Origin of the sequence: Bacillus cereus group sp. BfR-BA-01524 (genome assembly GCF_022662595.1) — a bacterium.
Lineage (GTDB): Bacteria > Bacillota > Bacilli > Bacillales > Bacillaceae_G > Bacillus_A > Bacillus_A thuringiensis_S.
On the sequence record NZ_JAKUDW010000512.1, the window covers coordinates 1 to 208 of the forward strand.

Here is a 208-nt window from a genome sequence, read left to right on the forward strand (position 1 = left end):
AGGTCCAGAAACACCAGATCCAGAAAAACCTGGAACACCAGATCCAGAAAAACCTGGAACACCAGATCCAGAAAAACCTGGAACACCGAATCCAGAAAAACCTGGAACACCGAATTCAAAAAAACCGGAAAAAGAATTACCGAAGACAGGGCAGAAAATGCCTGTGGAACCATATATGGGAGCACTTCTTGTAATGATGAGTTTTGGA

Annotated in this window: 1 pseudogene; it reads left to right on the top strand. The window is 43.3% G+C overall.

Annotated features, from left to right (window positions below):
• Positions 1 to 208: pseudogene (locus MR170_RS32125) on the top strand (MSCRAMM family protein); the annotation flags it as partial.